The 25,796-nt window shown below is 73.2% G+C and carries 17 protein-coding genes and 1 pseudogene; 11 read left to right on the top strand and 7 right to left on the bottom strand.

What is annotated here, in order from left to right; translation table 11 throughout:
- Positions 1-831: 831 nt before the first annotated feature.
- Positions 832-1,734, top strand: a complete 903-nt coding sequence (locus tag ABD347_RS25495) for a S1 family peptidase (protein WP_344365494.1) — start codon at positions 832-834, stop codon at positions 1,732-1,734.
- 128 nt (positions 1,735-1,862) lie between these two features.
- Positions 1,863-2,354, top strand: a complete 492-nt coding sequence (locus ABD347_RS25490) for a hypothetical protein (RefSeq protein WP_344365492.1) — start codon at positions 1,863-1,865, stop codon at positions 2,352-2,354.
- A 5-nt stretch (positions 2,355-2,359) separates the two neighbouring features.
- On the opposite strand, the gene ABD347_RS25485 is transcribed toward ABD347_RS25490, so the two are convergent.
- Positions 2,360-3,262, bottom strand: a complete 903-nt coding sequence (locus ABD347_RS25485; RefSeq protein WP_344365491.1) for a DUF4231 domain-containing protein — start codon at positions 3,260-3,262, stop codon at positions 2,360-2,362.
- 230 nt (positions 3,263-3,492) lie between these two features.
- On the opposite strand from ABD347_RS25485, the gene fxsA reads away from it, so the two are divergent.
- The 4 genes from fxsA to fxsT all read left to right on the top strand — a co-directional run bounded on the left by fxsA (position 3,493) and on the right by fxsT (position 11,258).
- Entirely contained in the window at positions 3,493-3,657 is a 165-nt protein-coding gene (fxsA, locus tag ABD347_RS25480) for an FxSxx-COOH cyclophane-containing RiPP peptide (RefSeq protein ID WP_344365489.1), read from the top strand.
- Positions 3,658-3,666: 9 nt separating this feature from the next.
- Entirely contained in the window at positions 3,667-5,886 is a 2,220-nt protein-coding gene (gene fxsBH / locus ABD347_RS25475) for a radical SAM/SPASM protein FxsBH, inactivated beta-hydroxylase extension form (RefSeq protein ID WP_344365487.1), read from the top strand.
- Positions 5,887-5,983: 97 nt separating this feature from the next.
- Positions 5,984-7,342 carry a TIR-like protein FxsC gene (locus ABD347_RS25470; protein ID WP_344365485.1) on the top strand — a complete coding sequence of 453 codons (1,359 nt, stop codon included), beginning with the start codon at positions 5,984-5,986 and terminating at the stop codon, positions 7,340-7,342.
- On the top strand, positions 7,326-11,258 hold the full coding sequence (fxsT, locus tag ABD347_RS25465) for an FxSxx-COOH system tetratricopeptide repeat protein (RefSeq protein ID WP_344365483.1): 3,933 nt from the start codon (positions 7,326-7,328) through the stop codon (positions 11,256-11,258). Before ABD347_RS25470 ends, fxsT begins: the two co-directional genes overlap by 17 nt.
- Positions 11,259-11,448: 190 nt before the next feature.
- On the opposite strand, the gene ABD347_RS25460 is transcribed toward fxsT, so the two are convergent.
- The gene (locus ABD347_RS25460) at positions 11,449-12,321 is read right to left on the bottom strand and encodes an alpha/beta fold hydrolase (protein ID WP_344365481.1); all 873 of its coding nucleotides are present in this window, start codon (positions 12,319-12,321) and stop codon (positions 11,449-11,451) included.
- Positions 12,322-12,600: 279 nt separating this feature from the next.
- Here ABD347_RS25460 and ABD347_RS25455 point away from each other — a divergent pair, with 279 nt between their 5' ends.
- Positions 12,601-13,686, top strand: a complete 1,086-nt coding sequence (locus ABD347_RS25455; RefSeq protein ID WP_344365479.1) for a S1 family peptidase — start codon at positions 12,601-12,603, stop codon at positions 13,684-13,686.
- A 94-nt stretch (positions 13,687-13,780) separates the two neighbouring features.
- On the opposite strand, the gene ABD347_RS25450 is transcribed toward ABD347_RS25455, so the two are convergent.
- Positions 13,781-14,815 carry a DUF3533 domain-containing protein gene (locus ABD347_RS25450; protein WP_344365477.1) on the bottom strand — a complete coding sequence of 345 codons (1,035 nt, stop codon included), beginning with the start codon at positions 14,813-14,815 and terminating at the stop codon, positions 13,781-13,783.
- Between the two features lie 163 nt (positions 14,816-14,978).
- On the opposite strand from ABD347_RS25450, the gene ABD347_RS25445 reads away from it, so the two are divergent.
- Positions 14,979-18,590, top strand: coding sequence for a DNA polymerase III subunit alpha (locus ABD347_RS25445; RefSeq protein WP_344365475.1), 3,612 nt, complete (start codon positions 14,979-14,981; stop codon positions 18,588-18,590).
- Positions 18,587-19,546, top strand: coding sequence for a DNA polymerase Y family protein (locus ABD347_RS25440; RefSeq protein WP_344365472.1), 960 nt, complete (start codon positions 18,587-18,589; stop codon positions 19,544-19,546). Before ABD347_RS25445 ends, ABD347_RS25440 begins: the two co-directional genes overlap by 4 nt.
- Here ABD347_RS25440 and ABD347_RS25435 read toward each other — a convergent pair.
- The gene (locus ABD347_RS25435) at positions 19,543-21,075 is read right to left on the bottom strand and encodes an FAD-dependent oxidoreductase (protein ID WP_344365471.1); all 1,533 of its coding nucleotides are present in this window, start codon (positions 21,073-21,075) and stop codon (positions 19,543-19,545) included. The genes ABD347_RS25440 and ABD347_RS25435 overlap by 4 nt on opposite strands.
- Before the next feature lie 81 nt (positions 21,076-21,156).
- Here ABD347_RS25435 and ABD347_RS25430 point away from each other — a divergent pair, with 81 nt between their 5' ends.
- Entirely contained in the window at positions 21,157-22,407 is a 1,251-nt protein-coding gene (locus ABD347_RS25430; RefSeq protein ID WP_344365567.1) for a cytochrome P450, read from the top strand.
- Between the two features lie 247 nt (positions 22,408-22,654).
- Positions 22,655-22,918 (top strand): annotated as a pseudogene (locus tag ABD347_RS25425) (lipase); the annotation flags it as partial.
- Between the two features lie 71 nt (positions 22,919-22,989).
- Here ABD347_RS25425 and ABD347_RS25420 read toward each other — a convergent pair.
- The 3 genes from ABD347_RS25420 to ABD347_RS25410 form a co-directional block, all read right to left on the bottom strand.
- Positions 22,990-24,045, bottom strand: a complete 1,056-nt coding sequence (locus tag ABD347_RS25420; RefSeq protein WP_344365469.1) for a lytic polysaccharide monooxygenase auxiliary activity family 9 protein — start codon at positions 24,043-24,045, stop codon at positions 22,990-22,992.
- A 235-nt stretch (positions 24,046-24,280) separates the two neighbouring features.
- A complete protein-coding gene (locus ABD347_RS25415; RefSeq protein ID WP_344365467.1) occupies positions 24,281-24,781 on the bottom strand; it encodes a ribonuclease FAU-1 family protein in 501 nt (166 codons plus the stop codon).
- A complete protein-coding gene (locus ABD347_RS25410; protein ID WP_344365465.1) occupies positions 24,762-25,685 on the bottom strand; it encodes a GNAT family N-acetyltransferase in 924 nt (307 codons plus the stop codon). The genes ABD347_RS25415 and ABD347_RS25410 overlap by 20 nt, the downstream gene beginning before the upstream one ends.
- Positions 25,686-25,796: the final 111 nt, after the last annotated feature.

Here is a 25,796-nt window from a genome sequence, read left to right as displayed (position 1 = left end):
CCTCACCCAGGCGCCCCGCGGCCCCCGGGAGGGCCTCCGTCCGGGAGGGCCCGGCTCCGCGCTCACTCGGAGGGGCGACTTCCGGCCGTTCCGGAGGCCCTGGCGCGAACGGTGACCGGGTGCTCCCGGGTGCCACCCCCGCCGACGGCCCCACTCCCGGCGGCAAGCCCCTGACCGGCGGCGACCGGTGATGCCGTGCCGCGAAGGGCTGCGGGTGGTGGGTGACTTCGACCCCCGGCGTCCTGGCGCGGTTCCCCTTCACGTGCGTCGAGGGGACGCCGTACGGCGAGCGCCGGGTGACGCCGGGGACGTGCCGGCCCGTACGCGGAGCGGCGCGGCGTCCGGGCCGGGAACACCGACGGACGCGAGCGCCGGCTCGCCCGGGACCGTCCCGACCGACGCGTCCGGCGGCGAGGACACCCACCGCCTCCGGTTCCGAGGCCGCCGCCCCGGACCTGGCGCCGGACGTGGCCGGACGCGTGAGCGCCGACGGCGACCGCGCGCCTCGTCCGACCGCTCCCGTCACCCGCCGGCACCCGGCCGGCCCCGCCGCCCGGAGGGGGAACGTATCGAGCGGCTGACGCGTCACACCGGCGCCACCCCGGCGGAGAAGCACCACACCGCCGGGCGCCCCGTCGCGTCCGTGCCCGCGCGGCCGAAACGCACCCTTGCGGCCCTCGGTCGACCGCACGAATACTCCCGAAGCAGCGCTTGTCAGGGACACGGCGTGTCCGGAAAACGGACGCACGCGGACCAGCCGGAACCTGACTGCGCCTCACGGGCCCGGCACCCCCACGGCGGGCCCCCGATTCCCCTCGGGAGGAACGACAAGTGAGGATCAAGCGCACCACCCCCCGCAGCGGCATAGCCAGACGCCCCCGTCTGCTCGCCGTCGCCACCGGTCTCGCCGCCGCCGCCACCCTCGCGGTCCCCGCCGCGAACGCCGACTCGTCACAGACCTTCAGCGCCGCCCAGCTGTCCGCCGCCGGCCAGGCCGTCCTGGCGGCGGACGTACCGGGCACCGCCTGGCACGCCGACCCGGCGACCGGCAAGCTGGTCGTCGCCGTCGACTCGACCGTCTCCCAGGCCGAGATCGCCGAGATCAAGCGGGAGGCCGGAGCCAACGCCGGCGCCCTGAAGATCGAGCGCACCCCCGGCACGTTCACCAAGCTGATCTCCGGCGGCGACGCCATCTACGCCAGCAGCTGGCGCTGCTCGCTCGGCTTCAACGTCCGTGACAGCGCGGGCACCACGTACTTCCTCACCGCCGGTCACTGCACCGACGGCGCGGGCACCTGGTACGCCAATTCCGGCCGGACCACCGTCCTCGGTCCGACCACCGGCTCCAGCTTCCCCAACAACGACTACGGCATCGTCCGCTACTCCAACAGCTCCATCGCCAAGCCCGGCACCGTCGGCAACGTCGACATCACCAGCGCCGCCAACGCCACCGTCGGCATGTCCGTCACCCGCCGCGGCTCCACCACCGGCACCCACAGCGGTTCGGTCACCGGCCTGAACGCCACCGTCAACTACGGAGGCGGCGACGTCGTCTACGGGATGATCCGGACGAACGTGTGCGCCGAGCCCGGCGACAGCGGTGGCCCCCTGTACTCCGGCAGCCGCGCCATCGGTCTCACCTCCGGCGGAAGCGGTAACTGCTCCTCCGGCGGCACGACCTTCTTCCAGCCGGTCACCGAGGCACTGAACGCCTACCGCGTCAGCGTCTACTGACCGACACCGCCCAGCGCGACGAGCCCCCGGCGGATTCTCGCCGGGGGCTCGACGCCCTGCCCGGAAGCGCCCACATTTGAGAGGATGTGGCAGCGCGGTCACAGGTCCACTTCGGGAAGCGGGGGCGGATGAAGCGCATCGGAGTGACCGGTCACCGGGACATCCCGCACGGACTCCACGCCCATGTGCGCGCCGCCATCCACACCGCCGTCCTCGCCGCCGTCCGGGGGCAGGAGGGCGGAGTGGAGGCCCTGTCCAGCCTGGCGGCCGGCGCGGACCAGCTCTTCGCGGACATCGCCCTCGCCTGCGGGGCCGAGCTGACCGCCGTCATCCCCAGCGGGGACTACGAGGACGGCTTCTCCGACCCCGAGGAGCTGGCCCGCTACCACTGGCTCCGCAAGCGCGCCAGCCGCGAGGTCCGGATGGACTACCCCCGCTCCACCGACGAGGCCTACTACGCGGCCGGCACCTACATCGCCGACCACTGCGACCGGCTGCTCGCCGTCTGGGACGGCCGCCCCGCCCGCGGCCTCGGCGGAACCGGCGACATCGTCCACTACGCCCGCGGCCTCGGGAAACCGGTGACGGTCATCTGGCGCGCGGGCGTCGAGCGGCCCTGAGGTGCCTACCGCCGGTGCTGGACCAGCCAGTCGGTGTGCTGGGGCGAGACGACGCGCTCGGTCTCGTAGACCGCAGCCGCCCACCTGTCCTCGCCGATCACCGTCTCCATCGCGGTGTGCATCGCCGCCAGGTCCTCCTCGACCAGGGAGTGCGCCGCTATCAGCGGCTGGTGGCGGCGGATCTCGCTCCATGCCACGCACGCGGCCGCGGCGGCCGACAGCAGCCCGGCCGCCACAGCCGGATCACCGACCGAGAAGGCCCGCAACACGCCGATGAGCAGGGCGAGGGCGGTGAGCACCGCGATGGTGACGGACCACAGTGTGGTGGCCCGGCGCGACACCACCGTCTTCCTGTGGTACCAGTTCCGCTGCTCGATCAGCCGGTCCCTGACATATGTCTCCTTGCGGACCCGGAAGGGCTTGCCGCGCAGCAGGCGCATGGCCGGTGTGATGAGCTCGCCGCGGTCGTCGGCCGGCCCGGCGGCCCGCGGGTCGGCCCAGCCCACCTTCCGCAGCTCGCCGAGCCCCGCCTCCAGCCGGGACAGGAACTCCCCGTCCGGGTCGGGGGAGTCGGCGACGAAGGGTGCCCCGTGCACCGCGTACCGCCAGCACATCGACTTGATGAACTCGGCCGCCGAGCGGTTCAGTTGCCAATGCGACGTCGCACGCCGCCTGGAGGCGCGATACGTCGCCAGGAGTACGCCCGCGTACGCCAACGCGCTGAGGGCTCCCGCCAGTTGGAAGGTGTCGCCGATGCGCCAGCCGCCGGGTACCGCGGCCAGGCAGGCGCCCAGGACCAGCAACCAGAGCTGCAGGCGGGTGTCCTGCACCGCGTCTCGTTGGCGGGCGACGGCGATCTCGTCGGCCCGGTGGAACAGCGCGGGCAGATCTGCGTTTCGGAAGACCATGCTCTGCAGCGGGCCCTGAAACCCGGTCATGCGCACCCCCGTCTGCGATTTTGTCTTCACTCTTTTGATGGAATGGCTCGTTCCGGGCCCGTCGGGGAATACTGGCGCAACGCTTTTGTTTCAACCCCTTGCGCTGATTTGCCGCGCGTGGGCATGAGAGTAAAGTCGTGCCGCCGACACTGCAACGGTGCGGTTATCCCCAACCGATCCACTCCCCTAGGACGGCCGTCGTGAGCTTGCAGACTTCAGTCACCTTCGCTGTCGCGAAGAAGAATCGGGTGCCTCTCGCCGAGATCGACGTGCGAGGAGCGGCGGTCACCCGGAAGCTCAGCCGGGTTCTGCCTTCCGTGAGCGACCGTACCGAGCGCGTCCCGACGTTCAACTCGGCGCTCTAAACTGGCGGAATGACTGGACCGCTGGTCCCATTCCGCGAGATCGTTCTGAAGGTCCACAGCAGGTGCGATCTTGCGTGTGACCACTGCTATATCTACGAACACGCTGATCAGAGCTGGCGTACCCGCCCCAAGGCAATCTCTGACCAGGCCATTTCCTGGACAGCTCTGCGACTGGCCGAGCATGCCAAGAAACATGCCCTGCCCTCCGTGACAGTGATCCTGCACGGAGGGGAGCCTCTGCTGGCAGGGCCCGCGCGTCTGAGGCGCGTCTGCGAGGAGCTGACCACCGCCCTCGCCCCGGTCACCGACCTGGACCTGCGGATCCACACCAACGGCCTCCAGCTCAGCCCCCGCTACCTCGATCTGTTCGACGAGTACGGCGTGAAGGTGGGCATCTCCCTCGACGGTGACAAGGCGGCCAACGACCGCCACCGCCGGTTCGCCGACGGCCGCAGCAGCCACCCGCTCGTGCTCAGGGCCGTCGACCTGCTGCACCAGGAGCGCTACCGCCACCTCGACCTCGGCCTGCTCTGCACCATCGACGTCGCCAACGACCCCGTCGCCGTGTACGACGCGCTCACCGAGCTCGCGCCCCCGCGCATCGACTTCCTGCTGCCGCACGCCACCTGGGAGGAGCCCCCGCCCCGGCCGGACGGCTCGCCCACCGCGTACGCCGAGTGGATCCTCACCGTCTTCGACCGGTGGGACGACCGGGGCAGGCCCGTCCCCGTACGGTTCTTCGAGTCCGTGCTGTCCACCCTGAACGGCGGCCCCAGCCTCACCGAGTCCCTGGGCCTGGCCCCCACCGACCTCGTGGTGGTCGAGACCGACGGCACCCTCGAACAGGTCGACTCCCTCAAGAGCGCCTACGAAGGCGCCGCCGCCACCGGCTTCGACGTGTTCAGGCACACCCTCGACGACGTCGCCGCCCACCCCGGGGTCCGCGTCCGGCAGCTCGGCCTCGCCGGAGTCGGCGACACCTGCCGCCGTTGCCCCGTCGTCCGCTCCTGCGGCGGCGGCCTCTACACCCACCGCTACCGGGCCGACAGCGGCTTCGCCAACCCGTCCGTGTACTGCGCCGACCTCGAAGCGCTCGTCCGGGGCATCGAGGACCGCACCGCCTCCGCCACCGCGGCGCCCGCCGTGGCCGACCCCGGCACGCTCGTCGCCGAGCAGCACGAGCTGACCCGCGTCCTCCTCGCCGAACTCCACAGCGAGCTCGACGGGCGTGGCGGCGAGGGGTGGGCCGAGGCCTGGGAGCTGGCCGGCACCGTCGAGCGGCGTTCCGACGGGCTCGACGAGGTGCTCGCCCACCCCTACACGCGCACCTGGCTCCTCGACTGCCTGGACGCCCTGCGCGGCGGCCGCCCCGGAGCCGCCGCCCCGGCGGGGGAGCTGGCGCGGTACGTGGCCGCCGCCACCGTACGGGGCCGGGCCGACGTCCCGGTCCGTGTCGCCCACCGGGGCGGCGCGCTGCACCTGCCGACCCTGGGGACGCTCGGCCTCGACGCGGCCGGTGCCGTCGAGGTGCGGGCGACCGGGGACGGCTTCCTGGTGCGGCGGGCCGGGGGCGCCGAACTGCGCGTCGAACGGCTCGATGAGGAGGGTGCCGCATGGCGGCCGGTCCGGCGGGGGGCGCACGGTGTCGCGCTCGACGACCTGGACCCCCTCCGCGACCGCTTCGGCGTGCCCGTCGCCGGACGGCTCACGCCCGGTGAGGCGGCCGACTGGAGCGGCCGGCTGGACCGGGCCTGGGCGTTGCTCCGGGACGCGGTTCCGGAACAGGCCGAGGAGGCCGCCGCGAGCCTGACCACCCTGACGCCGGTCACCGGGACGGAACCGGCCGTCGGGCGGCACGCGTACGGGGCGCTGGGGCTGCCGCTCGCGGGCGGAGACCGGGAACTCGCACGGGCCCTGCTGCGCGGTTTCCGGCGGGCCAAGCTGCGGGCGCTGCGCGATGTCGCCGACCTCTACGCACTGGACGGCGCGTGGAGCCACTCCGCGCCCTGGCAGGAGATTCCGGTGCCGGTGTCCGCCCTGCTCGCGGGGGCGTACGAGCGGGCCGGGCTCGCGGCGTACGAGAAAGGCCACGCCGATCACGCCGAAAGGGCGCTCGACCTGCTCGACAACGCGGCCGAACTCACCGTGAGCGGCAAACTCCTGGTGGCCGGCGTGCGCAAGGAACTGTGCCGATCAAGGGAACGCTCCGTCGCGCACTCGCAGGGATGACCGAAAAGCGGCGTTGAATGACTGAACGTCGTGGGGGTGGAGCAAAGCCTGCTCCGGAATGATTGACCAGCTCGTATCCTTCCCATCCCGGACGCGAGTGATCACAGAGGACGGGGGTCGTGTGCAGGCGTCACCGCAAGCGCGAGCGGCGGACCATCGGCCGTATTTCTTCCTGAGTTATGCGCACACGCCGAGGTACGGAACCGGCGGCCCCGATCCCGACATGTGGGTCGAGCGGCTCTTCCGCGACCTGTGCGGCCATGTGATGGCCCTGACCGATCTCCCCGCCGGAGCCCCCGCCGGGTTCATGGACCGGGAGATACGGTCCGGCGAGGGCTGGTCGGAACGGCTGGGTGAGGTCCTGGCCACCTGCCGGGTCTTCGTCCCCCTGTTCTCCCCCCGCTACTTCGCCAGCGAGATGTGCGGCAAGGAGTGGTACGCCTTCGCCGCGCGGGCGATCTACCACCACGCCAAACACAACAGGCCCGCCGAGGCCATCGTGCCCGCCCTGTGGGTGCCCGTCCCGCCCGAGCAACTGCCGGGCCCGGCCGAGCGGTTGCAGTTCAACCACCGCGACTTCGGCGACCGGTACGTCACCGACGGACTCTACGGCCTGATCAAACTCCGCATATTCGCCGAGGAGTACGAACGGGCCGTGTACGAGCTGGCGAAACGCATCGTCGCCGTCGCCGACACCGCGGGCATCAGCCCCAGCCGACCCGTCGACTACCGCTCCGCGCCCAGCGCCTTCGGCACCCCCGGCCGCGGCCCGAGGCCCCTCCGCGTCACCGTCGCCGCCCCCACCCGCCACGACCTGCCCGAGGGCCGCGACCCCGCGTACTACGGCGACATGCCGCAGGACTGGAACCCGTACCGGCCCGACGCGGCCCGGCCGCTCGCCCACGTCACCGAGGACCTGGTCCGCTCGCTCAACTACCAGGCCACCGTCTCCTCCTTCGACCACGACTCCGGCCCGTCCGACGCCAAACAGCCCCCCAGGCACCCGGAGATCCTGCTCCTCGACCGCTGGGCCCTGAAGGACGAGGAGTGCCGCGAACGGCTCGCCGCCTTCGACGCGGAACACCGCCCCTGGGTCAGCGTCGTCGTCCCCCGCAACCAGATGGACCACCAGAGCAGGGCGGCGGACGCCGAGCTCAACCGGACACTCGAAGAGACCCTGCCCATCAAGATGGGCCAGGGCCGCGCCGCGAGCCGCGCCGCCGCCAGGGGCGTACCGAGCATGGAGGCGTTCGGCCAGATCCTGCCGCAGGTGGTGGAGGCGGCCGCGCAGCAGTACCTGCGGCATGCCGCCGTCTACCCGCCCGCGGGCGGCCGGCACACCGAGCGGCCCCGGCTGCGCGGCCCGATGGCGGGCGAACAGGGCACCACGCACTTCATTCCCGAGACGCACGAGATCGCGCCCGATGCGGAGGACCTGGATGACAGCCAGTCGTGACGGACGCATCGTCACCTTCTACTCCTACAAGGGTGGTACGGGACGGACGATGGCCCTGGCCAACACGGCCTGGATTCTCGCCGCGAACGGCAAGCGGGTCCTGGCCGTCGACTGGGACCTGGAAGCGCCCGGCCTGCACCGCTTCTTCCACCCCTTCCTCGACCCGTCCACCCTCGGCGCCACCACCGGCGTCATCGACCTGATCACCGAGTACGCCTGGGCCGCCACCAGCCCCGTCCAGCGGCCCGACGACTGGCACCGCGACTACGCGCGCGTCCAGCCGCACGCGGTCTCCCTCACGCCCGAGGCGCTCGGCTGGGAGTTCCCCGACGGCGGCACCCTCGACTTCGTCTCCGCCGGAAAGCAGAACCGGGAGTACTCCGCCACCGTCTCCACCTTCGACTGGGACAACTTCTACGACCGGCTCGGCGGCGGGCACTTCTTCGACGCCCTGCGCGACGACATGAAGGCCACCTACGACTACGTCCTCATCGACAGCCGCACCGGCCTGAGCGACATCGCCGACATCTGCACCGTCCACCTGCCCGACGCGCTGGTCGACTGCTTCACCCTCAGCGACCAGTCCATGGACGGCGCCGCCGCCGTCGCCCGCCAGATCGACGAACGGTACGGCGGCCGGGGCATCCGGATCTTCCCCGTACCCATGCGGATCGACGAGGGCGAGAAGGAGAAGGCCGACGCGGGCCGCGCGCTGGCACGGCTCAAGTTCGACGGCTTCCCCAGCGGAATGACGGCGGAGGAACTCGCCGCCTACTGGGGGGCCGTGGAGATCCCCTACCGGCCCTACTACGCCTACGAGGAGACCCTGGCGACCTTCGGCGACGACGCCGGGATCGCCAACTCGCTCCTCTCCGCCTTCGAGCGGCTCACCGCCGTCGTCACCGAGGGGGACGTCACCGCCATGCCGGCGGTCGACGAGGAGGTGCGGCTGCGGATACGCGACGCCTTCACCCGCCGTCGCCCCGCCCTGCCCGCCGACCTGTTCCTGTCGTACGTCGCCGAGAACCGCATGTGGGCCGACTGGATCGAGTCCGTCCTCACCCGCGCCGGGTACCGCGTCGTCCCGCGCGACGTCTCCGCCGATCCGGCGACGAACGGCGGCGTCGTGCCGCACGCCGTCGAGAACGCCTCCCGCACCGTCGTCCTGCTGTCCAGCGCGTACCTCAAGTCGGCGCGCGCGGTGGAGGTGTGGGAGCGGGCCGCCGCCGAGGACCCGGGCGGCGCGCGCCGCCACCTGCTGCCGCTGCGCGTCGGGGACGTCCGGCTCACCACCCCGTACATCGACCGCAACCCCGTCGACCTGTTCCGGCTCGACGAGGCCGGCGCCACCGCCGCGCTGCTGCGCGCCCTGGACCGGCCGGTCAAGCTCAACGAGGGCGTACCGCCCGGGCCGCGCTTCCCCGGGACCGTACCGAGGATCTGGAACGCGCCGCCCCGCAACCCCGGCTTCACCGGCCGGTCCGTCGTCCTGGAGCGGATGCGCGACCGGCTCGGCGGCGGGATGGCCGTCGTCCTGCCCCAGCCGCAGACCCTGTACGGGCTCGGCGGCGTCGGCAAGACGCAGGTCGCGCTCGAGTACGTGCACCGCTTCATGGCCGACTACGACCTGGTGTGGTGGATGTCCGCCGAGCAGACCGACGACGTGATCGCCGGCCTCGCCGAGCTGGCCGTCCGCCTCGGCGCGCAGGGCGGCGACGACATGGCCGCCGCCTCCCAGGAGGCCGTCGACCTGCTGCGGCGCGGCGTGCCGACCAGCCGCTGGCTGCTCGTCTTCGACAACGCCGACGACCCCGACGCGCTGAAGCGCTTCTTCCCCACCGGCGGGCACATCCTGGTCACCTCCAGGAACCAGACCTGGTCGCAGTACGGCGACGCGCTGCCGGTCGACGTGTTCCTCCGCGAGGAGTCCGTCGAGCACCTCCAGCGCCGCGCCAGGGGGCTCGATCCGGAGGACGCCGACCGGGTCGCCGAAGCGGTCGGCGACCTGCCGCTCGCCGTCGAACAGGCCGCGGCCTGGATCGCGGAGACGGCCACCCCGGTCGCCGCCTACCTGGAGCAGCTCCAGGAGGCCGCCGCGCGCACCCTGGCACTCAACCAGCCGGCCGGCTACCCCGAGCCCGTCGCCGCGACCTGGAACGTCTCCATCGAACGGCTCAAGGAGCGCTCACCGGCAGCCGTGCGGCTGCTCCAGCTGTGCGCGTTCTTCGCACCCGAGCCGATCCACGCCAACCTCCTCTACAGCAAGGAGATGATCGAGGCCCTCAAGCCGTACGACGCCTCCCTCCAGGAGAAGCTGGTGCTGGGCCGGGTGATCCGGGAGATCGGACGGTTCGCGCTGGCCAAGGTCGACCAGGTGTCCAACTCGATCCAGGTGCACCGGCTGGTGCAGGCCGTGATCCGCGCCCAGCTGTCCGAGCAGGAGCAGCGGGACGCCCGGCACGCCGTCCACCGGATCCTCGCCGGAGCCCGGCCGGACGACGACGAGCCCATCGACAACCCCGAGACCTGGCCCCGGTTCGCCACCATCTGGCCGCACCTGGGCACCTCCGAGGCCCGGTACTGCAAGGAGCCGGAGACCCGCCGGCTGCTCATCGACCGCGTCCGCTACCTCTGGAAGCGCGGCGACTGGCAGACCGCCGGCGCGCTCGCGGAGGACCTGCGCGACGCCTGGCGCGAGATGCTCGGCAACGACGACCTCCAGTACCTCTACCTGCGCTTCCACCTTTCCAACATCCTCCGCTCCCAAGGCCGTTACGTGGAGGCGCGGGAACTGGACGAGGTCACCCTGGAGCGGCAGCGCGCCGTCCTCGGCCGGTCCCACCCGCACACGTACATGACCACCTCCAGCCTCGCCATGGACCTCGGCGCGCTCGGCGAGTACGGCAGGGCCATGGAGCTGGCCACCGAGGCGCACGAGGGCTTCAGCCAGATCTTCCACGACTCCCACCCGCGCACCCTGGCCGCCGCCAACAACCTGGCGCTCAACCTCCGCATGGTCGGCCAGTACGCCCGGGCCCGCGAGATCGACCAGGAGGTCTTCGACCGCCGCACCGAGGTGCTGGGCCCCGAGCACCCCTACACCCTCTCCTCGGCCACCTCGCTCGCCCGCGACCTGCGGGAGGTGGGCCGGTACGAGGACTCGGTGTCGCTGCTGGCGCGTACGTACGGCAGTTACAAGGAGACCCTGGGCCGGGCCTTCCCCGGCACGCTCGCGGCGGGCAAGAGCCTGGCCGTGTCCCTGCGGAGGGCGGGCCGGCTGGAGGACGCGCGGCGGCTCACCACGGCCACGCGCAACCGGTACCGCGCCAAGTACACCTACGCCCACCCGGACTCGCTGGCCTGCGACCTGAACCTGGCGGCCGACCTGTTCGCGGCCGGGGAGCCGGTCGCGGCCCGTGACCTGGCGCAGGAGGTCGTCGACCAGTACCGGGAGGTGCCGGGGGAGCGGCACCCGTACACCCTGGCCGCCCTCAACAACCTGGGCATCTACCAGTGGGGCTGCGGGGCGCCGGAGAGCGCCGAGCACATGCTCCGGGCCGCCCTCCGGGCCATGCGGGAGGTCCTCGGAGAACGGCACCCGCACGCCCTGTTCTGCACCGTGAACCTCGCCAACGCCAAGGCCGACCTGGGCGAACTGGAGGAGGCCCTGGCGATCGAGCAGCACACCGTGCGCGCGCTGCGCGAGATCCTGGGCGGCCACCACCCGGAGGTGCTGGGCCTCGCCTCCAACCTGGCGGTCACCCTCGGCGCGCTGGGCCGCAAGGACGAGGCGGCCCAGCTGCGCACGGAGACCGCCGGCGAGCTGGCCCGGCAGCTGGGGGACGAGCACGCCCTCACCCGCCTGGCACGGGACGAGCGCCGGGTGTACCGGGACCTGGAGCCGCTGGCTGTTTAGTCTTGTGGCTCGGTTCGCCTCCGGGGCGCTTCAGCCGGTGGACGGTCGATCGTGCTCGGGTCGTTCGCTCCTCACGACCCTCCGCGCGTTCTCCCTTTCGACACCGTCGCGCCCCTTCGGCTCACTCGCCTTCCCATGCCGGGTCCGGCCCAGGGCTCACTCGCCTCGCGAGCCGCCGCGTGCCTTCGGCTCACTCGCCCGCGGCCAGCAGCCAGGTCAGGACGCGGGGCAGGGCGTGGAGGGCGTCGAAGTGCGCGGCGGCCGGTTCCAGGACGGCCGTCGCGCCCGGGATGCGTTCGGCGAGCCAGCGCGAGTGGCCGACCGGCGAGAAGACGTCCTGCTCGCCGTGCCAGAGCAGTACCTCGCCCGGGATGTCGGCGGGGTCGAACCCCCAGGGGCCGCAGAAGGCCAGCGCGTCGTCGATCCAGCCGTACGCGGAAGTGCGCAGCGCCTCCTGGTAGTTGCGCAGCAGCATGGACCGTACGCCCGCGTCCGCGACGACCATCCGGTCGGACGCGGTCAGTTCCCGCCGCAGGTCGTCCAGGAGCCGGACCGGGTCCTGGCGGATCGCGTCGGCACGTGGCGTGAGCCGGGCCGCGACGCCCTCGGGGTCGAGGGTCGCGTGGGTGTACTCCGTGACGTTCGAGGCGGCCATGCCCTCGAACCAGTCCAGTCCGTCCGCGTCCCTGGGCGCCAGTGTCACCAGCGCGGCGGTACGGGTCACCCGGTGCGGCAGCAGGGCCGCGCAGGCCAGCGCGTGCGGGGCGCCGCCCGAGCGGCCCACCACGGCGAACCGCTCCAGGCCGAGCGCGTCCGCGATGTCCGCCACGTCCGAGGCCACGTCGGCGACGCTGCGCCCCGCCAGCCGGTCCGAGCCGCCGTAACCGGGACGGTCGTACGCGATCAGTTGCATGCCGCGCTGGTAGAGCACCATGCCGCGCGGGGCCGGCCCCAGTCTGCTGCCGGGCGTGCCGTGCAGCAGGAAGACCGGACGGCCCCGCGGGTCCCCCAGGCGCTCCACCATCAGATGCCGGCCGTCCGCCGCGCGCACCCGACGTCGCAAACCCCCCGCCTCCTTCACCGTGTCCGTCGATGACTATCCCTCAGGGTGCCTGGGCGAGGTGTCTTTGTCGCCGGTGGGAACGCGGTGGGTGTTCGCAAACGGAACCGGCGGGGGCGCCGGGAGTGGTGGGAGCGGCGGGGGCGCGGAGTGAAGGTCGTGTGCGCGTCCACAACTCGACCTTGTGTGCTACCGGTTGGTAACGGGATCGTGGCCTGACCATCCTCCGTGTCAGGGCACCCCACGTACCCGGACACGGCCCCCACAGGAGAGGTCGATGTCGTGAAGCACCGACGCATACCCACAAGGCGTGCGGCTGTCGCCGGCGGAGCCGTTGTCGCTCTGCTCGGAGCGGGAGTCACCTTCCAGACTGCGAACGCCAGTGAGGAAGCACCCCGGATCCCCGTGAAGACCCTGACCGCGCCCGCGGCGGCGGCCCTCGCCGTGACGCTCGACTCGTCGCTCGGTGGCGACGCGGCCGGCGCGTACTACGACGCGCAGGCCAAGCACCTCGTGGTCAACGTGGTCGACGAGGCGGCCGCCGACGCCGTGCGCAAGGCGGGCGGCAGGGCGAGACTCGTCGAGCACACGCTGGCCGAGCTGACGGGTGCCCGCCAGACGCTGAAGAGCCGGGCGACCATACCCGGTACGTCCTGGGCCGTGGACCCGGTCAGCAACAAGGTCGTCGTCACGGCCGACCGCACGGTCGGGAAGGCGGACTGGGAGAAGCTCGGCCAGGTCGTGAAGGGGCTGGGCTCCAGGGCCGAGCTGAAGCGCACGGCGGGCGAGTTCAAGCCCTTCATCGGGGGCGGTGACGCCATCCACTCCGGCGGCGGGCGCTGCTCGCTCGGTTTCAACGTGGTCAAGGACGGCTCGCCGCACTTCATCACGGCCGGTCACTGCGGTGAGCAGGGCAGTCAATGGTCGGACTCCCGGGGTGGGGCGGCGATCGGCACCATGGTCGACTCGCGGTTCCCCGGCGACGACTTCGCGCTGGTCAAGTACGACGGTGACACCGCGCACCCGAGCGAGGTCAACCTCTACAACGGCAGCAGCCAGGCGATCACCACGGCGGTCGAGGCGACCGTCGGCATGAAGGTGACCCGCAGCGGCTCGACCACCCAGGTCCACGAGGGCGAGGTCACCGGCCTGAACGCCACCGTGAACTACGGCAACGGGCAGGTCGTCGAGGGGCTCATCCAGACCGACGTCTGCGCGGAGCCGGGCGACAGCGGCGGCTCGCTCTTCTCGGGCGACGCGGCGGTCGGTCTGACCTCCGGCGGCAGCGGCGACTGCTCGGCGGGCGGTGAGACGTTCTTCCAGCCGGTCACGGAGGCACTGAGCACCTTCGGCGCGCGGATCGGTTGACACACCCGTACGCGGGACATGGCGTGACAGGACGTCACCGGGCCGCGGAGCGCAGCACCACCGGCGCTCCGGGGCCCGTCCCTGTGGTCCGCGCCTAGGAGGCGTCCGCGCCGACGGGCCCGCCGTCCTCCCGGACGGCCCGCCGGCGGGCCGCGGACATCACCAGGGTGACCACGGTGCCGATGACGGCCCAGATGGCGAGGACCTGCATCGCCCCCGAGAGCGCGTTGCCCTTGAAGTACGCGATCGAGCGGGCCGCCCAGGTGCCCGCGCCCGGAGGCAGGGCGGGGCCGATCGCCCGCCAGAAGTCGGGCAGCATCGGGGCCGGGAAGGCGCCGCCCGCGCTGGGGTTGCCCGCGATCACGATCAGCAGGACCGCCAGGCCGATGCCGACGATCCCGGTGAGCGCCTGGAGCGCGAGCGTGACCGCGCCGACCGAGAAGACCACCAGGGTGCCCAGGCCCCACAGGGCGACCACGCTGCCGGGCAGGGCGCCGAGGACCGGGCCCACGATGACCGCGCCGCCGAGGCCTCCGAGGAGCGCGGAGAGCGCCAGGACGACGAGCCGGATGACGGCGCGCTGCGGGTTGGCGGGCCGGGAGCCCGCGCTGATCGCCAGGATCGAGGCGAGCAGGTAGCCGCCCACGCACCACCCCACCACCAGGTAGAACGCGGACAGGCCGTCGAAGTCCTGGGGGGAGGCGGGGGCCACGTCCACCGTCCGTACGGTGCGGCCCTGCGGCCTCTCGACCGCGGTGATGATCGTTTCCAGGGCGTTGGCGAGGACGGTGCCGCCGCCGGAGGCGACCAGCAGGGTGTCGGTGGTGCCTCTCGGGTCGATGATCAGGGCGCCGTCGATCTCCCGGTCCATGATCTGCCGCCGGGCCTCCTCCGGGCCGGCGAGCACCCGCGGGTCGAGCGGGTCGCCGGGGAGCCCCGCCAGCCGGTCGGCGGCCTGGGCGGCGGCCGCCCCGGGCGCCACCACGCCGAAGGGCACGTCCTTCGGCTTGGGGTCGTGCAGCGCGCCCACGTAGGAGGCGATGAACAGCAGCTGGAGGGCGAGGACGCCGACGACCAGCAGCGCGGCGCGCGGTGTGACGGCGTTCCTGACTTCGGCGGCGAGCTTCATGTCCCCACGCTCCGGGGTGCTGTCCGTTCACGCAGGTGGGGCGGGCCGAATGGCGGACCCGTGGCCCGGCGCCCACCGCGGCCGAACCTCGTCGTACGAATGTTCGAAACTGGTCTATGGTGGAAGTGGGGGAGGTGAGACCGGATTGATCCAGGAGGTGCGGGTGCCAGGGTTCACGCATCTGCACACCGTTTCGGGTTTCTCCCTGCGCTATGGGGCGTCGCACCCGGAGCGGCTGGCGGCGCGCGCCGCCGAGCGCGGCATGGACGCCGTCGCCCTGACCGACCGCGACACCGTGGCGGGCGCGGTCCGCTTCGCCGCGGCCTGCGCCAAGGAGGGCGTCCGCCCGGTCTTCGGCGTCGACCTCGCGATCGCCGGGCCGGCCGGGGAGGCGGGTTCCGGCTCCCGGCCCGCCGCCCCCGGCGGCCCCGCCCCGGGTCACCGCTCCGGGTCCGCCCCGGGCCACCGCCCCGGCCCCGGCCCCGGCGGCAGCGACCGTGACCGCGACCGCGGCAGCGGCGGCAGGGGCAACGGCAACCGCTCCGGCTCCGGCGAGGGCTACCGCTCCGGTGCCGCCGAGCGGCGCCGTACCCCCGTGCGCGGTGGCGCCTTCGTCGACGAGTCCGCGCCCCGCGCGGTCTTCCTGGCCCGCTCCCGCCAGGGCTGGGCCACCCTGTGCCGGCTGATCACCGCCGCGCACACGGCGGAGGGCTCCCCCCTGCTTCCCCGGGCGGAGAACCACGGCGACGGCGTGACGGTGCTCCTCGGTCCCGGCTCCGAGATCGGCCGCGCCCTCGCCGCCGGCCGCCCCGACCGGGCCGCCCGGCTCCTCGACCCCTGGCGCGACGCCCACGGCGACGCCCTGCGGCTGGAGGTCGTCCACCACGGGCGCACCGGTACGGGGCCCGGCTCGCTGCGGCATGCCGCCCGCACCCTGGGCTTCGCCACCGAGCAGGGCGTGCGCGCCGTGCTCACCAACGCCGTGCGGTACGCCGACCCCGGCCAGGGCCCGGTCGCCGACGTCCTCGACGCGGCCCGCCGCCTGGTCCCCATCGACCCCCGCAAGGGGCTCGACAGCGGGGAGCGCTGGCTCAAGGACCCCGCCGCGATGGCGGCCACCGCCGAGCGCGTCGCCGAAGCCGCCGGACTGCGCCGTGACACCGCGCACCGGCTCCTCGCCATGACCGAGGAGACCGCCGCCGCGTGCCTGGTCGACCCCGAGGGCGACCTCGGCATCGGCTCCGTCCACTTCCCCGAGGCGCACCTGGTCGGCGCCGGCCGGCGCACCGCCGAGCGGGTGCTGCGCTCGCGCTGCGCCGCCGGGATGGTGCTGCGCGGCCACGACCGGGAGCGGGCGTACTGGAACCGGCTGGAGGACGAACTGCGCACCATCGAGCGGCTCGGTTTCGCCTCGTACTTCCTCACCGTCGCGCAGGTCGTCGACGACACCCGCGAGATGGGCATCCGGGTCGCCGCCCGGGGCTCCGGAGCGGGCTCCCTGGTCAACCACCTCCTCGGCATCGCGCACGCCGACCCGGTCGAGCACGGTCTGCTGATGGAGCGCTTCCTGTCGGTGCGGCGGCCCGTGCTGCCCGACATCGACATCGACGTGGAGTCCGCCCGCCGCCTGGAGGTCTACCGCGCCATCCTCGGCCGCTTCGGCCCCGAGCGCGTGGCCGCCGTCGCCATGCCCGAGACGTACCGGGTGCGCCACGCCGTACGCGACGTGGGCGCCGCCCTGTCGATGGACCCGGCCGAGATCGACCGGATCGCCAAGGCCTTCCCGCACATCCGCGCCCGGGACGCCCGCGCCGCGCTCGACGAACTGCCCGAGCTGCGCGAGCTGGCCGGTGAGCGGGAGAAGTACGGGCGGCTGTGGGAGCTGGTCGAGGCGCTGGACGCGCTGCCGCGCGGTGTCGCCATGCACCCGTGCGGGGTGCTGCTCTCGGACTCCTCGCTGCTGTCGCGGACGCCGGTGGTGCCGACCAGCGGCGAGAGCTTCCCCATGGCCCAGTTCGACAAGGACGACGTGGAGGAGCTGGGGCTGCTCAAGCTCGACGTCCTCGGGGTGCGGATGCAGTCGGCGATGGCCCACGCGGTCGCCGAGGTCGAGCGGGCGACCGGCGAGGTCGTCGACCTCGACGACCCCGGGCAGGTGCGGCCCGGCGACCCCGCCACGTACCGGATGATCAAGTCCGCCGAGACGCTCGGCTGCTTCCAGATCGAGTCGCCGGGCCAGCGCGACCTGGTCGGGCGGCTCCAGCCGTCCACCTTCCACGACCTGGTCGTGGACATCTCCCTCTTCCGCCCCGGTCCGGTCGCGGCCGACATGGTGCGGCCGTTCATCGAGGCCCGGCACGGCCGCGCGCCGGCCCGCTACCCGCACCCCGACCTGGAGGACGCGCTGAAGGAGACGTACGGAGTCGTCGTCTTCCACGAGCAGATCATCAAGATCCTCGACATCATGACCGGCTGCGGGCGGGAGGAGGCCGACGCGGTACGGCGCGGTCTGTCCGACCCCGAGTCGCAGGGGCGGATCAAGGTCTGGTTCGCACGGCACGCGAAGGCGAAGGGGTACGCGGACGACGTCGTCGCCCGGACCTGGGAGATCGTCGAGGCCTTCGGTTCGTACGGCTTCTGCAAGGCGCACGCGGTGGCGTTCGCCGTACCGACGTACCAGTCGGCGTGGCTGAAGGCGCATCACCCGGCCGCCTTCTACGCCGGGTTGCTCACCCATGATCCGGGGATGTACCCCAAGCGGCTGCTGCTGGCCGACGCGCGGCGGCGGGGGGTGCCGGTGCTGCCGGTGGATGTGAACCGGTCGGCGGTCGCACACAGGATCGAACTGGTGTCCGGTTCGTTGGGGCGGTGGGGCCTTAGGCTGGCGCTCTCCGACGTCCACGGGATGAGCGAGGCGGAGGCGGCACGCGTCGAGGCCGGACAGCCGTACGCCTCACTGCTGGACTTCTGGGAGCGGGCCAGGCCCAGCCGGCCCGTCGCCGAACGGCTCGCCCAGGTCGGCGCGCTCGACGCGTTCGGCGGCAACCGGCGCGACCTGCTGCTGCACCTCGCCGAACTCCACCGCCTCCAGCGGGGCTCCGGCTCTTACGGCGACCAGCTCCCACTGGCGGGCGGCCGGAAGTCCGCGCCCATCGGGCTGCCGGACCTCGACGACGCCGAACGGCTCAGTGCCGAACTCGGCGTACTGTCCATGGACGCCTCACGGAACCTGATGACCGATCACCACGCCTTCCTGGCCGAGCTCGGCGTGGTCTCCGCGCAGGCGCTGCGGGCGGCGCCGCACGGGCAGACCGTGCTGGTCGCGGGCGCCAAGGCGGCGACCCAGACCCCGCCGATCCGGTCCGGCAGGCGTGTCATCTTCACCACCCTCGACGACGGGACGGGCCTGGTGGACCTGGCCTTCTTCGACGACAGCCACGAGCGGTGCGCGCACACCGTCTTCCACTCCTGGCTGCTGCTGGTGCGCGGTGTGGTGCAGCGACGAGGCCCGCGCAGCTTCAGCGTGGTCGCCTCGGCCGCCTGGAACCTCGCCGAACTGGTGGAACTGCGGCGCGAGGGCGGCCTGGAGGCGGTGGCGGCGCGACTGGCGGAGCCGGCGCCCGGTTCCCCGCCCGGCCCCTCCTCCGACAGTGGCCGCCGCATCACCATGCCCACCGGCTACGAGATGAACCCCTGGGCGGACCTCCGCCCGGCGGGCGAGGGAACGGCGGTACCGAGGAAGCTGTGGCACCAGAGCCAAGGGAGCGCGGGATGATCCTGTACGTACGATTCCGGCTGGAACCGATGTATGAAGCCCTGCTTCCGCACCTGATCGGCATGCTCGGCCAGTTCACGCCCGTCGTCGAGGCCACCCCGCCCGACGCCGCGCTCGCCGACGTGAGCGGCGCCGTACGGTACTTCGGGCGCGGCCCCGCCGAACTCGCCGCCGTGATCCGGGTCAGGGCACTCGCCCTGTACGGCGTGGACTGCGTGATCGGCGCCGGGCCGAACCCGATGCTCGCCCGCATGGCGGCACGGGACGCGGTGCCCGGAACGACCCTGGTGGCCGACGACCCGGAGACCTTCCTGCGCGACAAGCCGGTCGCCGCGCTGTACGGGGTCGGCCCGGCCACCGCCCGGACGCTCTGCTCCTACGGGCTCGACTCCGTCGGGCGCGTCGCCGCCGCGCCGCTCGCCGTCCTCCAGCGGATCGTGGGCGCGCGGGCGGGGCGCGAGCTGTGGGAGCGGGCGCGGGGTATCGACCGTACGGCGGTCGTCCCCAACGCCGCGTCCCGGTCGGTCGCCGCCGAGCGGGCCTTCGACCGCGACGAGCTGGACCAGGACCGGCACCGGCGCGCCCTGCTGTCCCTCGCCGGTGAACTGGGCGCGCGGATGCGCGGCGAGGGGCAGGTGTGCCGCTCGCTGACGCTGACCGTGCGGTACGCCGACCGGACGACGACCACCCGGACCCGCACCCTGCGCGAACCGACCGCCCACACGGCGGACCTGGCCGGCACCGCGTACGCGATGCACGAGGCGCTCGGACTCCAGCGGGCCCGGGTGCGGGGCATCGGGCTGCGCGCCGAGGGCCTGGCACCCGCCGAGAAGGCCGCGCACCAGCTCTCCCTCGACCCGGCCGACGACAAGGCACGGCGGCTCGAGGCGGTGGCGGACAAGGCACGGGCGAGGTTCGGGCCGGGCGCGGTCGTGCCGGGCTCGCTGGCGGCCTAATCCTTCGCGAGTCCGACCTTCACCAGGTAGCGGTCGAGGTGGGCGGGGTCCTGGGCGGCCAGTCCGACGTGGCCGTCGGGGCGGACCAGGAACAGGCCCGCGCCGAGAGCCTCCGCCAGTGCGCCGGCGGGCACGCGGAGCGTGACGACGGCCGACGGCACCGGCGGCGGGGTCCGGTCCACCACGAGCAGTGTGAAGTGCGGGCCCCGCAGCAGCTCCAGCAGCCGCCGCGAACCGCCGTCCTCCGTGCCGCACGGCAGGTCCGGGACCCGGTCGCCCGCCCGGACCGCCGTGTCGGGCAGCCGCTCCCTGGTCTCGGTGCTCAGGGCGCTGTCGCGGTAGTGGGCCGACAGCAGGTGGGTGAGCCTGCCGCGGTGACGCGCCTTCTCGCTGCCGCCCTCCGGGCTGCGGCCCGCCCGGTACAGCCGGGAGCTGAGCTCCAGGACGTGCGCGGCGGCCGGGCGGCGCTCGGCCTCGTAACTGTCCAGCAGGGCGTCCGGGGCGTGGTGGCGCACGACCTGTCCCAGCTTCCAGCCCAGGTTGTAGGCGTCCTGGACGCTGATGTTCAGGCCCTGCCCACCGCCCGGCGGGTGGGCGTGCGCGGCGTCGCCGGCGAGGAGGACCCGCCCGTCCCGGAAGCGCTCGGCCAGCGCCGTACGGGGCTGGTAGTACGAGTACCACAGCACGTCGGTGACGGCGTCGGCGGGCAGGTGGGTGCGGGTGGCGATCAGCTCCCGTACCGCTTGCGGTGTGAGGTCGTGCTCCTCGCCGTCGGCCCGGGCGTTCAGCTGGAACTCGTCGGTGCCCGGCAGCGGGCACAGCAGCAGGCTGCCCACGCCCCGGGCGTCCGGGTCGTCGAGCCAGATGTGCCAGTGGTCGCGGTCCAGTCCCCGGACGCGTACGTCCGCCACCACGGCCGGGTGCAGATCGCTCTCCTCGCCCTTCATGGTGACGCCCAGCGAGTCGCGCACGGTGCTGTGCCCGCCGTCGCACCCGACCAGGTACGGCACGGTCAGCGTCCGGCGGCTGCCGTCGGCGCGCGTCAGCTCGGCCAGCACGTGCCGGTCCGTCTGATGCAGGGAGGTGAGCCGGGTTCCGTACTCCACCGTCCCGCCCAGGGCGAGGAGCCGGTCCCGCAGGATCTCCTGCGTACGCCACTGGGGGACCAGCCACGGCTCCGGGTACCGCGACGCCGGAGCCCCGGGATCCTGTTCGAGCAACCGCCAGGTGCCCTCCCGGCGGCCGCTCCGCCAGGTCTGCATGGGCGGGAACGGCCCGCCATCCGCCCGGATCGCCTCCATGACACCGAGGTCGTCGAGCACCTCCTGGGTGCGGGGCTGGAGGCTCTTGCCGCGCGAGCCTCCGAAGAGCCGCTCGCCCGCCTCGACGACATGGGTCCGTACGCCACGGCGGGCCAGGTCGCAGGCGAGGGCGAGTCCGGTCGGACCGGCGCCGACGATCAGGACGTCCACGGCGCCCTGTACCGGCGCTCCTCGACGCGGGCCGGCGTGGTGCGGGTCGGTGGGCATCTCTCACCGCTTTCTGCCGTGCGGTCACGGCCTGGGGTGCACGGCGCAGCCGTTTACCGCAAGATGCGGCATATGCGTAATATGCCCGCCGATCAGACGGCCCCGTCGAGCGACCGCCGACATCCGCCCACATGGCCGGACGCCGTCACCTGCCCCTTCGACTTCAGCGAGGCCCTCGATTTCGACCCGGTGCTCGCGGACCTCATGGCCAGGGGCCCGGTGAGCCGCGTCCGGCTGCCCTACGGCGACGCCGAGGCGTGGCTGGTGCTCAGCTTCGACGGCGTACGGCAGGTGACCACCGACCCGCGGTTCAGCCGCGCGGCCATCGTCGGCCGGGACTATCCCCGGCTGACGCCGGAACCCATCGTCTCGCCGGAGTCGGTCAACGTGCTGGACCCTCCGCGCAGCGGCCGTCTGCGCCGGGCCGCCGCGCGGGCGTTCACCAAGAAGCGCGTGGAACGCATGACACCGGCCGTCGAGCGCGTGGCCCACCGCCTGCTGGACGAGATGGCCGACCACGGCCCGCCGGCCGACCTGGCCCACCACCTCTCCACCCGGCTCCCGCACCACACCATCTGCGAACTGCTGGGCGTGGCCCCGGCCGACAGACCCGTACTGCTGCGCCGTACGCACGAGATGCTGGCCACCGCGCCGGAGGCGCGGCGGACGGCGGCGGACGCCAAGCGGTCCTTGCGCGACTACTTCGCCGGCCTGGTCGTGGAGCGGCGCCGGGCGCCGGGGGACGACCTCATCAGCGCCATGGCCACCGCCGCCGCCGACGGCGAGGAGCCGCTGAGCGAGGAGGAGCTGGCGGTACTGGCGGTGACGCTGATCCTGAGCGGCAACGACACGGCGGCGTGCCAGATCAGCAACATGGTCTACACCCTGCTCACCCGCCCCGGCCAGTGGGCCGCGCTGGTGGACGGCCCCGGCCGACTGCCCGCGGTGCTGGACGAGCTGCTGCGCCTCATCCCCTTCCGCAAGGGCGTCGGCATTCCGCGCGTCGTGCTGGAGGACGTGGACGTGGCGGGCGTCTCCCTCCGCGCGGGCGACTTCGTCCATGTGTCGTACCTGGCGGCCAACCGGGACCCCGCCGTGTTCCGTGACCCCCATGTGCTGGACCCGGACCGGCCGGCCCACCCCCATATGACCTTCGGCTGGGGCGGACACCACTGCGTCGCCGCCCCCTTGGCGCTGGCGGAGCTGCGGGTGGCCGTCGGTACCCTGCTCGCCCGCTTCCCCGGGCTGCGCCTCGCGGTGCCCGCGCGCGAGGTGGTGTGGGACACCGCGACCATCCGGCGCTTTCCGGTGCGGCTGCCGGTGAGGTGGTGACTCGTCAGTTCCTGCTGCCGCGTGGCTTTCCCGTTCTCCCTGCTTCCCGGTAGCTTGGCATGAGCGCGGCATGCGGGTCCGTTCGTGTACGCGTACGCCGCGAGCGCCCGGAGCCTCGGCCGTGCCGCTGCTCCGGCCGTCGCCGCGGCGCTCGCCCCTTGCCTGGTCGAGCACCGAGCTGCTGCGGTTTACTTCCCCGGCGCGGCCGGCCTGCCGAGAGGCCCCCGGGCCTCGCCGTCCGCCCCTGTTCCTCACCAGGATCGATGAGCGCGGCCGCGACACCGTTCCGGGCGTCCGCCACACCGTCATCGCCACCCGGTACGGCGAGGTCGTCACCCCGTACCGCTCCCGGTTCCCCGACGGACCGGGCATCCGCAGCGGGCTCCTCCAGGACCTGAGCCCCCTGCCCTTCTCCGCGCCCGCCGCGCTCGGGCTGTCCGGCCGGATCGCGCACCACGGGGCCGCCAACGCGTTGGACCCGGCGCACACGACGCCCCCCACCCGCGCCTCGGCATCGGCTGACGGGACGACGCGAAGGGGCCCGTCCGGACGCGGACGGGCCCCTGGTGAGCTACCCGGTCGTCAGCGCGTGGCCCTGCGGCGCGCCGTGCCGAACAGCACCGCGGCGCCGATCGCCAGGACGGCCGCGCCGCCGGCGGCCAGGTACGCGGTGGTGCCGCCACCCCCGGTCTCGGCGAGGTTCTCGCCGCTCGCGGCGGCCACGGGCGAGGGGGTGCCGGCGCCGTTGGCCTGCAACGTGCCGGGCTGCCCGGTCGCGGTGGCCGTCGCGGTTCCCTCCGGCGTCCCGGACTGCTCGGACTCTTCGGTGGTGGGGGCGGCGGGGCTCGTGGGGCTCGCGGGATCCGAAGGCGACGCGGAGTGGTCGTCGCCGCCGTGTCCGCCGTGGTCCACCGTCGACTCGTCGGCGCCGTCCTGGATCTGCTCCTCGGAGGGTGCCGACGCGGTCGGCGCGGGGGCGCCGCCCGCCTGGCCGTCGTCCTCACCGAACACCACGTCGGAGCAGGTGTAGAACGCCTCGGGGGAGTCGGAGCGCTGCCAGATCGAGTAGACGAGGTGGCGCCCGGACCTGGCGGGGACGGTGCCGTCGAAGACGTACGCGCCGTTCTCCAGCCTGGGGTTGGTGACCTTCGCGAAGGGTGCCGCCTCCAGGTCGGACCACTTCAGCGGCTTGGAGGGGTCGTAGCCCTCCTTGGTGATGTAGAGCTCGAAGGAACCCTTGTGCGGGGCGGTGGCCCGGTAGCGGAAGGTGTGCTTGCCGGCGGCCAGCGCGGACGACGGCCAGTCGCCGCGGGGCAGGTCGAGCCCCTTGTACTTGTCGCGGTTCGCGCTGCACAGCTTGCCGTCCGGTATCAGCTGCTGGTGCTTGCCGGCGGCGTTGGCGATGTTGACCTCGTTCCAGTCGTAGAACGCCTGCGGTCCGCTCGCCGCGACCGCCGCCTTGCACGCCGCCGAGTCGGGGCTCTCCGGGCCCTCCGCGTAACACGCGGACACCCGGCTGACCGGATCGGTCATCGTGCCGTGCGCCGCGGCGGGCGACGCGGTCAGTCCGGCGAGCGCGAGCGGCGCGAGGCCCAGGGCGACGGCGGCGGCTGCCGGCTTGCGGAGGCGAGCAGTCATGGTGACGTTCTCCTTCGAGGGGACGAGCAGGTGTGGGGGGTTACGGGTATGGGGCCCGGACGGGCGGCGCAGCCCCCCGGCTTCGGCACCGACGGTCCGGACCAGCCCCGGTGATCAGCAAACTAGCCCCTGGAAAAGCCGGAACCGGCCGTCCGCGGCGGCAGATGGGGATCCTTATGCTCCGCTTAAGGCGTCGCTAAGAGGACGCTCAGGAAGCGGGCGGGCGCCGCCCCCACTACCGCGAGCCGGTCTCCTGACCGCCCGGCAGGCCGCCCGCGCGCGCCAGCGTCTCAAGGGTGTCCAGTGCCGCGCGGGCGGCCGCCGCGGCGGTGGGGTCCCGCTCCGCCAGACCGCTCGCCGCGAACTCGTCCTCGTCCAGGCGCAGGATCTCGGTGCCGTCGGCCGACACCCACAGGTCCAGGTCCAGGTCCTCCACGAGCACCTCGCCGAGGTCCCGGTCGACGACCGAGGGCCGGGTGACGTCGCAGTACCAGCCCTTCAGGGCACCGTCCGCGGAGCGGACCTCCTTCACCGCGTACCACCGGTCCCGCCAGTAGTGCTCGGTGAAGACGTCACCCGGTTCGAAGCGCACGAAGCCGAAGTCCCGCACGCCGTCCGCCGCCCATGGGGCGCGGACGGTGAGCAGGGTGCCGTCGTCGGCCAGCACCTCGGCCGGGTAACGGATCTTCGTACGCCCGGCTTTGACGAGGCGCACCTCAACCGAGGGCACGGACATGCCGGACCTCCGTCGCGCAGATCTCGTACCCGAACCACTTGTTGATCGCCAGCATCGGCCCGTTCTCCGCGTCGTTGTTGGTGAACGCCGACGTGTAGCCCGCCGCGCGAGCCCGGAGCAGCGAGTCGGTCTTGGCGAGCTTCGCCAGGCCGCGCCCCCGGTGCGCGCGCAGCGTGCCGGTCATGCCGGAGTGGTAGCGGGACTCGCCGTCGGTGTGGGCGGCGGTGAAGGCCGCGATCCGCCCGTCCACCGTGACCACCGTGGTCAGGTCACGGTCGAGCAGCGGGTCGTTCCAGGTGTCGGCCAGCCAGTCCTCGTAGTCGTCCAGGTCGGCACCGATGTCGCTCGGCTCGTCCGCGGTCACCTCCGCGTCCGCCTCGAACAGCGGGCGCGGATCGTCGGCGTACGCGGCGGCGGTGCGCAGCTCGACACCCGGGGGCAGCGACCCGGGCAGCTCCGGCAGGGCACCACCCGCGAGGTCGAGCCGTAGGAAGTGGGCCGGACGGGTGGGCCGGTAGCCGCGCTTCTCCGCGAACACCCGGAACCCCGGCTCGTCCAGCACCCAGGCGTACACGCTCTCGGCGCCCTCCGCCGCCAGGTGCTCCTCGGCGGTACGCAGCAACAGACCGCCCGCGCCCTGGCCCCGGTGGCCGGGGTGGACCTGGGGGTTGGCGTACGAAAGTCCGGGAGTGCCGGAGTCGAACGCGATACCGGCGTTCGCCGTGCCGATGACCTCGCCGTCCCGTTCCGCTATCAACAGCCGGTACTTCTTCGCCGGGTTCGCCGACTCCACCCGGGCGAGGACGGCCCGGGCCGTCGTCACCTCGAAGGGCAGCGCGGCACGCCGCACCAGGGCCACGGCCTCGGCGTCCTCAGGGCGGAAGTCACGCACGATCACAGTCATGGAGCAGCACGGTACGCGTGACACATGATCATCTTCTCCCCATTTAGACCTTGTTTCACTTGGTGAGTCGCCGGTAGTTGATGAGGCTGGTGGCGATGGCTGTGAAGGCGA

It is taken from the genome of Streptomyces gobitricini (genome assembly GCF_039532985.1).
Taxonomy (GTDB): Bacteria; Actinomycetota; Actinomycetes; order Streptomycetales; family Streptomycetaceae; genus Streptomyces; species Streptomyces gobitricini.
Note: the sequence above shows the minus strand (reverse complement) of the source record. Positions and strands in the feature narration are given on the sequence as shown.